Origin of the sequence: Massilia brevitalea (assembly GCF_030711405.1) — a bacterium.
GTDB lineage: Bacteria > Pseudomonadota > Gammaproteobacteria > Burkholderiales > Burkholderiaceae_D > Telluria > Telluria brevitalea.
On the sequence record NZ_JAULSI010000016.1, the window covers coordinates 121,114 to 128,593 of the forward strand.

The 7,480-nt window shown below is 67.4% G+C and carries 6 protein-coding genes; 2 read left to right on the forward strand and 4 right to left on the reverse strand.

The features are described from left to right. Positions 1 to 41: 41 nt before the first annotated feature. Positions 42 to 905, reverse strand: coding sequence for a dioxygenase family protein (locus QWL29_RS12360; RefSeq protein WP_305823191.1), 864 nt, complete (start codon positions 903 to 905; stop codon positions 42 to 44). Between the two features lie 10 nt (positions 906 to 915). After that, a complete protein-coding gene (locus QWL29_RS12365) occupies positions 916 to 1,428 on the reverse strand; it encodes a Spy/CpxP family protein refolding chaperone (RefSeq protein WP_305823192.1) in 513 nt (170 codons plus the stop codon). A gap of 162 nt (positions 1,429 to 1,590) precedes the next feature. Between QWL29_RS12365 and QWL29_RS12370 the strand changes: the two genes are divergently transcribed. Together QWL29_RS12370 and QWL29_RS12375 are read left to right on the forward strand one after the other, a co-directional pair. Beyond that, entirely contained in the window at positions 1,591 to 2,280 is a 690-nt protein-coding gene (locus QWL29_RS12370) for a response regulator transcription factor (protein ID WP_305823193.1), read from the forward strand. Between the two features lie 14 nt (positions 2,281 to 2,294). Then, the gene (locus tag QWL29_RS12375; RefSeq protein ID WP_305823194.1) at positions 2,295 to 3,833 is read left to right on the forward strand and encodes a sensor histidine kinase; all 1,539 of its coding nucleotides are present in this window, start codon (positions 2,295 to 2,297) and stop codon (positions 3,831 to 3,833) included. Positions 3,834 to 3,838: 5 nt separating this feature from the next. On the opposite strand, the gene QWL29_RS12380 is transcribed toward QWL29_RS12375, so the two are convergent. After that, positions 3,839 to 6,190: a DNA internalization-related competence protein ComEC/Rec2 gene (locus tag QWL29_RS12380; protein ID WP_305823195.1), complete on the reverse strand. Its 2,352-nt coding sequence runs from the start codon at positions 6,188 to 6,190 to the stop codon at positions 3,839 to 3,841. A 22-nt stretch (positions 6,191 to 6,212) separates the two neighbouring features. Continuing rightward, positions 6,213 to 7,337, reverse strand: a complete 1,125-nt coding sequence (locus tag QWL29_RS12385) for a T6SS immunity protein Tli4 family protein (RefSeq protein WP_305823197.1) — start codon at positions 7,335 to 7,337, stop codon at positions 6,213 to 6,215. Between the last annotated feature and the right edge of the window lie 143 nt (positions 7,338 to 7,480).

A 7,480-nucleotide genomic window follows, 5' to 3' on the forward strand; every position in this document is an offset into this window, starting at 1 on the left:
GGTTTCGATTGTAAGACGACAAGCTCCCGTGCGTTCTCCGTTTAGAGGGAAACCCCTACAGTCAGCTCGGCGACATAGCCGTTGACGACGTCGCCGCTCATCGCCGCCATCTGCAGCGCGGTGCCGTCGCTGAAGACGTTGTCGCTGGCATAGCTGATGCGCGCCAGGTTCTGCACGCTGGTGGCGTAGCCCGTCGCCGTGTACACCGTGTTCAGCGTGGCCAGCGGGAAGGTGAACTGCGAGGTCTTGATGCGGTTCGACGCCGTGGTCGATGTGGCCAGGTTCGGATAGACCTCGAAATGCACGTGCGGCATGCGCCCGTCGTAGCAGCCGGGGAAGATGGTGAGGAAGGTCACGTAGCCGTCCGCATCCGCGGCCTGCACGCCGCGCAGGTAGTTCTCGGCGCTGATGCTGCTGGAATACATCGAGTAATTGCCGTTGCGGTCGCAGTGCCAGAGGTAGACAGTGGCGCCGGTGACCGTGGCGCAGCTGCCGGCGACATTGACGATCTTCAGGCGGATCGTCAGCGGCACGCCCTGGGCCACGCCGCTTGCACCGGCAATGCTGGCGCGGATGTCGCTGCGCACGATGCCCGACAGGACCAGGGCGTTGGCGACCTTGCCGTTGCTGCTGTTGGTGCCGTCGGCCGGATACGGGCCGCCGGTTTCCTCGGGGATGAGGGCGCAGCTGGCGTTTGTACCGCCGGTGGTGGCGCCCGAGCTGCTGCCGGACGAGACCGTGCTGCCGGCCGTGCTGGCGCCGCTGTCGCCGCCACCGCCGCAACCGGCCAGCGGTACCGAGGCGGCGCCGGCCAGCAGCCAGCGCAGGGTCTGGCGGCGGCTCGCGGCCGCACCGAGCAGTTTGTCGACGTCGGCAGCCAGGCCGCCGTGATGGTGTTCGCTCATGGCTGCCTCCTTAGTTACGCGGCGCGTGCGGGCGCTCGATCGCTTCCTTCTGCTGCGGCGTGAGCAGCGCCATCACCTGGGCGGCGGTGCGCACGTGCAGCAGCTCCTGGGCGGCGATGGCCTGGCCCAGCGCCCTGGCCTGTGCGGTCGCCTGGGCATCGTCGACGCGGCCGGATGCGCGCATGGCATCCAGCGCATCGAGGGCCTTGATCTCAAGCTTTTCCTGTTCGCGCAGTTGCGGCGCCTGGGCGTGCAGGATGGCGAACAGGCGGTCTTCCTGGGCTTCGCTGAGGTCTATCCCGCGCAGGAAGGGCAAGCCGGGGCCACCCATGTGCGGACCGGCATGCGGACCGGGGCCAGGGCCGCGCGGACCGGGACCACGGTTGAAGTCGGGTCCCGCGCCATCATCGGCTGCCACGGGCGCGCCCGGCGGCGGTGCATCCGGTGCGGCCAAGGCAGGTCCGGCAAAGGTGGCGGCGGCGAAGGTCGCGGCCAAGGCGGCGGTGATGCGGATCAGGGTCATGTGTGGCTCCATTGCGTGTCGAATGGCGCCCATTCTGGTGAGCTGCCTTGTAAAGCGCTGTAAAGCCGGCGTAAATCCGGGTAAGGATGGCGCGATGTAAAGCTGGGTAAAGCGGGACCGCCGAAAAGGCAGGCGTCCGCCCCCTTTGCTATCATCTCCAGGATGAACCATGTACTGTTGATCGACGACGACGCCGAGCTGGTCGGCATGTTTACCGAATACCTCGAGCAGGAGGGCTTCGCGGTCGCCTGCGCCCACGACGGGGAGAACGGCGCGCGCGAAGCCCTGAGCGGGCGCTATGCGATCGCCATCCTCGACGTCATGATGCCGGCGCTGAACGGCATCGACACCCTGCGCCGCATCCGCGCGCAAAGCCGCATCCCGGTGCTGATGCTGACCGGGCGCGGCGACGACGCCGACCGCATCCTCGGCCTGGAACTCGGCGCCGACGACTACGTCACCAAGCCCTGCACCCCGCGCGAACTGACGGCCCGCGTGCGCGCCATCCTGCGCCGCACCCAGGACACCCAGCCGGGCGCCGGCGCCGGCGTCGTGCTCGCAGTCGGCAAGCTGCTCATGATGCCCGAGCAGCGCCGCGCCACCTGGGATGGCAAGGCGCTGGAACTGACCAGCACCGAATTCAACCTGCTGGAGGTACTGGCGCGCCATGCCGGGCGCCCGGTCAGCAAGAACGAGCTGTCCGAGCAGGGCCTGGGCCGGCCGCTGGCGCGCTTCGACCGCAACATCGACGTCCACCTGAGCAGCCTGCGCCACAAGCTCGGCACGCTCGACGACGGCCGCTCGCCGCTGCAGACGGTCTACCGTCTCGGCTACCAGCTGATCCGAGACTGAAGGCAGGGGACGCGATGAAACGGCGCAGTGGACGCCCTGCGGGACGCCCTACGGGACGCCTGTTCTGGAAGTTCTTCCTGTCGATCCTGCTGGCCCAGGTGGCGGCGGCCATCGGCATCGGCAGCGTGTTCTGGCTGCGCGAGCAGGCGCGCCTCTCGAACAGCATCACCCTGATCGAAACCGGTCCGCCGGCCGGCTTCATGCTCGACTCGGCCGCCATCGCCCTGAAATACGGCGGCGTGCCGGCGCTGCGCGAGATCGTCTCGCAGAAGGGCCGGCACTCGGTGTACGCGGTGTTCAACAATGGCCGCGAACTGCTGGGGCGCGACGTCACCCCCAGCATGCGCGAGCAGGCGCGCCGTGAACTGTCCACCGACCGTCCCTATCGCCCCGTGCGCCAGTTGAAGGCGCCGGACGGCCAGCAATTGCTGCTGTTCGTGCCGCGCATGTACCGCAACGCCGCCGGCGACACGCTCACCGCCGCGCAGGTGGGCGGGCCGGGTGCAGGCCCGGGCCGCGACCAGGGCTTCGCGGCACCGGACGGCGCACGTGCCGGCGGGCCGGGTCCTGACGGTCCGGGTCTCACTGGACCAGGCGGACGTCCGGGCTTCGGCGACGGTCCGCGCGGCCCCTTCGGGCCCTTCTCGCCGATGAGCAGGCCGATCCCGCTGCTGGCGGCGATCATCGTCAGCCTGCTGTTCGCCGCCCTCCTCGCCTGGTACTTTTCGCGTCCGATCCGCGCGCTGCGCAGCGCCTTCGAGGCGGCGGCGGCCGGCGATTTGTCGCCGCGCTTCACGCGCGGCCACCGGCTCGGCGGCGACGAACTGAACGACCTCGGACGCGACTTCGACCGCATGAGCGGCCAGCTGCGCGCCCTGATGGATGGCCAGCGCCGCCTGCTGCACGACGTCTCGCACGAACTGCGCTCGCCGCTGGCGCGCCTGCAGGCGGCGATCGGCCTGGCGCACCAGCAGCCCGACAAGGTCGCCGCCTCGCTCGAACGCATCGAACGCGAGAGCGTGCGCATGGACAAGCTGGTCGGCGAGTTGCTGACGCTGTCGCGCCTGGAAGCCAATCCGGATCTGCCGAAGGACGAGCTGGTCGACATGCAGGAGCTGGTCGACGGCATCGCCTTTGACGCGCGCTTCGAGGCCGGCGACAATGGCCCGGCCATCGAGGTCGAGATCGAAGGCGAACTGCAGGCGACCGTGCGCGGCGCACCCGACCTGCTGTGGCGCGCGGTCGAGAACGTGGTGCGCAACGCCGTCAAGCATGGCGGCGCGGGCGGCCGGGTCGACATCCGCCTGTATGCGCGCGGGCCGCTGGTGCACGTGGACGTGCTGGACCGCGGACCGGGCATCCTGGATGCCGACCTGCCGGCCGTGTTCGAACCCTTCTTCCGCTCGAACCGGGGCAAGAACAACATCGATGGCCACGGCCTCGGGCTGGCGATTGCGCAGCGCGTGGTGCATGCCTACGGCGGCACCATCGTCGCGCGCAACCGCGACGGCGGCGGGCTGCAAGTGGCGATCGCGCTGCCAGTGGCGACGTAGACCCGTCAGCGCCCGTGCCAGTAGCGGGCCTGTTCGCGCCGGTATTCGCTGACCGCGATGCCGCCGATACTCTCGCCGAAATCGAACACCAGCGCGCCGGATTGGTCGGTGCGCAGGCGGCGGATGCCCAGTGCGCCGTAACGTTCGAAGACCTGTTTTTTCGGGTGCTTATAACGATTCCTGTGGCCTACCTGGAACACCCCGATCGACGGCTGCACCGCTGCCAGGAAGGCCGGCGTCGACGAGGTGCCGCTGCCGTGGTGCGGCGCCAGCAGCACGTCGGCGCGCAGTTGGTCCGGCGCCGATGCCAGCAGCTGCGCTTCCTGCGCCGCCTCGATGTCGGCGGCCAGCAACATGGCGCGCCCCTGCGCCGAGATACGCAGGGTGCAGCTGCGCGCGTTCGCCTTCAGGCCCGGATCGGCGTAACTCGCCTCGCCCGGCTGCAGCATCTCGAAGGCGACGCCATCCCACTCCCAGCGCTGGCCGGCCACGCAGCGCCTGTGACTTGATTGCGCCTTGCGCACCACCGGATGGCCGGGGGCGAGCGAACTGGCCATCCACTCCACCTGCAGCGCGTCGAGCAGCGTCAGCGCACCGCCCGCGTGGTCGACGTCGCTGTGGCTGACGATCATGCCGTCGAGGTGGTGGATACCGCGCGCCCGCAAGTACGGCAGCAGCACGCGCGTGGCGCCGTTCTGGGTAGCGGCGTATTGCGGGCCGGTGTCGTACAACAGGCGGTGGCCTTCGGTTTCCACCAGCAGCGCCATGCCCTGGCCGACGTCGAAGGCGGTCACGCGGAACTGGCCGGGCGGCGGATGCGCGGGCAGCAGCGCGAACAGCGGCAGCCAGGAGACGGCGCCGACCCACCTGTGCGGCCAGCCGCGCGGCGCCAGCATCCACACCGTGCCCGCTAGCGCCAGCAGGAACAGCCAGGGCGGCGGGCTGGGCGCACTCCATACGGCGTGCGGCAGCGCCGCCAGCCAGCCCAGCACGGCGGCCAGGGCCTCGATGGCCAGGTGCGCCAGCAGCAGCACCGGCGCCGACAAGGGCGCCGGCAGCAGGCTGCCCGCCAGCGCTAGAGGGGTCACCACGAAGCTTACCACCGGGATCGCCACCGCATTCGCCAGCGGCCCGATCAGCGACACCTGGGCGAACAGCAGCAGCGTGACCGGCACCAGGCCGAGGGTCACCGCGTACTGGGTGCGCGCGGCCAGGCGCAGCGTGCCGCGCCATCCCGTTTCTTGACGTGCAATCCGCCCGACGCCAGCGAACAGGATCACGCCCACCGCGCCGAACGAGAGCCAGAACCCGGGCCACAGCAGGCACCACGGGTCGAGCACCACCACCAGGCCCAGCGCCAGGCAGAGCACATGCGAGACGCTGGCCAGGCGCCCGCACCATAACGCCAGCGCCACCACCGACAGCATGTACAAGGTGCGCTGGGCCGGCACGCCGAAGCCGGCCAGCAGCACGTACAGCAGCGCGGCCATGGCGCCGGCCAGGGCCGCCACCTTTCGCGTGGGCAGCAGCAGCGGCAGCTGCGCACGCGTGAAGAACGAGCGGCGCCACAGGCTGGCGGCGGCCCATGCGGCCAGCCCGGCGATCATCGTGATGTGCAAACCGGAGATGGCAACCAGGTGACTGACGCCGGTGCGGTTGAAGATGTCCCAGTCGGCCTGCTCGATGCCGCGCTGGTCGCCGATCACCAGCGCCACGATCACGGGGGCGTACGGCTTGCCGTCCAGGGCTGCCATGATGCGTGCGCGCAGCGCGTCGCGACTGCGTTCGACGAGGTTCGATGGCGTGGGGACAAAGGCGTCGAGGCGGCGGTTGTCGGCCTTCGGCCGCACGTAGCCGGTGGCGCGCACGCCCTGCCCCAGCAGCCAGGCTTCGTAGTCGAAGCCGTGCGGATTCGCGTTGCCGTGGGGGCGCTGCAGGCGCACCGTCAGGCGCCAGCGCGCGCCGGGGCGGACGGGGTCTGCCGCGCCGCCGTACCAGGACAGGGCCAGCTTAGGCGGGACTTGCGCGGCAGCGGTCAGCACGGTCTCGACGTCGAACTGGAAGCGCACGCCCTCGCCGAAGTCATGCGGCAGGTTGGCGACGGTGCCGACCAGCGCGATGTCGCGGCCTTCGTCGGCCTTGCCGAGCTCCTGCGACAAGGCAGCGTGCGCGAGCAAGGCGGCCCAACAGAAGCCGAGCAGGCCACCGGCGCAGGCAGCGCGCGCCGGGCCGCGCAGGGCCAGCAGCAGCACGAGCGCGGCGAGCGCACAGGCCAGCAGGTGCCAGGGGTCGGGCAGCGCGGCGCGCGTTTGCAGGAAGGCGGCGCCTGCGACGAAACCGAGGATGGCGCAGCGCATGGTGATTTATTAGCGATACATTTCAGTGCTCGCCTTGCTCTGACGCCGAGACCAGGCGCCTGGGGGTATCGAGCTGGACTTTCATCGGAGTGCGCGGTGGGACTTCGGCACGTCGCAGCCGTATGCTTGACGAAATCTTGTCCCATAACCGAAGTACGGCTTCCTCATCGAGACTGGACTGCACTGGCTCTCCACCTGAACGGGGATTAACACCCGTATCAAATTCAAGCGATAAGCGTGGACGCTGGAAGTCATCTTCGCTACCGTTAGTTTCCCAAGCAAAGCTAAAATTCGTTGAGAAATTCAGTTCGGTGGTTCTTACCCCAACCTCTTCACCAGATAACCCGGCAATCGTACGCGCCTGTGAACGTAATACTCGCGAACGTGCGCGCGTTACCATATCCGTGGCGGCCATGTCGCGCTCAATCAGCCCTGGTCCCCGATGCCTACCCGTGTTCATCGATAACGCCAATACGATATCGGGATAACCCGGCAAGGTCCCACTGATCATCGCACTTTCATGGCGTTTGCTGTCGGCTGGGTCAGCAATTATTGCGCCATCAAGGCAGAAGCCTGCTACGTTCGGCAAGCTAGTCCCACGCGTGTTGACAAGTTGCCTCATCAGCGACCTTACAACAACAACGCGTTCGGGCCCGTCACCTTCGCTGTTGAAACTGTATGTGACGCCATTCTTGTTGATATGCGCTTCGATTGTCACGGTCTCGAAGTAGACGCGCTGTTCGCCCCGGATCTCGTAGCCCCGGTAACGGCCGTGTACGAACACCTTCCCCAAAATGTTTGATTCCTGGATTGTCTCGTTGCTTTCGATATTGTTCTGACCAAGCATGTTGAGGCCGGACCCAAGTTTCGACTCGCGCTCATTCACGAAATGGCCGAACTGCTCGGCTGTCTCTTCCTGCCAGGCCACGTCAAAGCCGTCGAGATTCGCTGCTTTTAAATTGAAATTTGCGTTTGCAGGAACATCAATAAGGAATCGGCCAATGCATACCGTTCGCATTTTTTCCGTCATTGATGCAGCTGCCCGTATATCCTGTTCGCTTTGCACTGCCTTGGAGCGAATGAAGAGGATCGCGAAGACAGCGCCGAGCACGAGAAGCCATTTTCCTGGCTTGATCAGTAGCCTCATCAGTTGCTCCTATGCGAATCGATTTTTTTTCACCGATTTTTATCGCCTGGAATGACCTTGTCACAAACACCGGGTACCAACGCCTCGAGTACACGCCTTGAGGTGTACTGTCAATAGCGGACACGCTTGTCTCAAGCCGCCTG

What these genes read in the sequence shown, in the direction of transcription:
- QWL29_RS12360 (WP_305823191.1), bottom strand. Translation starts at nt 905, where the DNA reads ATGAGCGAACACCATCACGGCGGCCTGGCTGCCGACGTCGACAAACTG.
- QWL29_RS12365 (WP_305823192.1), bottom strand. Translation starts at nt 1,428, where the DNA reads ATGACCCTGATCCGCATCACCGCCGCCTTGGCCGCGACCTTCGCCGCC.
- QWL29_RS12370 (WP_305823193.1), top strand. Translation starts at nt 1,591, where the DNA reads ATGAACCATGTACTGTTGATCGACGACGACGCCGAGCTGGTCGGCATG.
- QWL29_RS12375 (WP_305823194.1), top strand. Translation starts at nt 2,295, where the DNA reads ATGAAACGGCGCAGTGGACGCCCTGCGGGACGCCCTACGGGACGCCTG.
- QWL29_RS12380 (WP_305823195.1), bottom strand. Translation starts at nt 6,190, where the DNA reads ATGCGCTGCGCCATCCTCGGTTTCGTCGCAGGCGCCGCCTTCCTGCAA.
- QWL29_RS12385 (WP_305823197.1), bottom strand. Translation starts at nt 7,337, where the DNA reads ATGAGGCTACTGATCAAGCCAGGAAAATGGCTTCTCGTGCTCGGCGCT.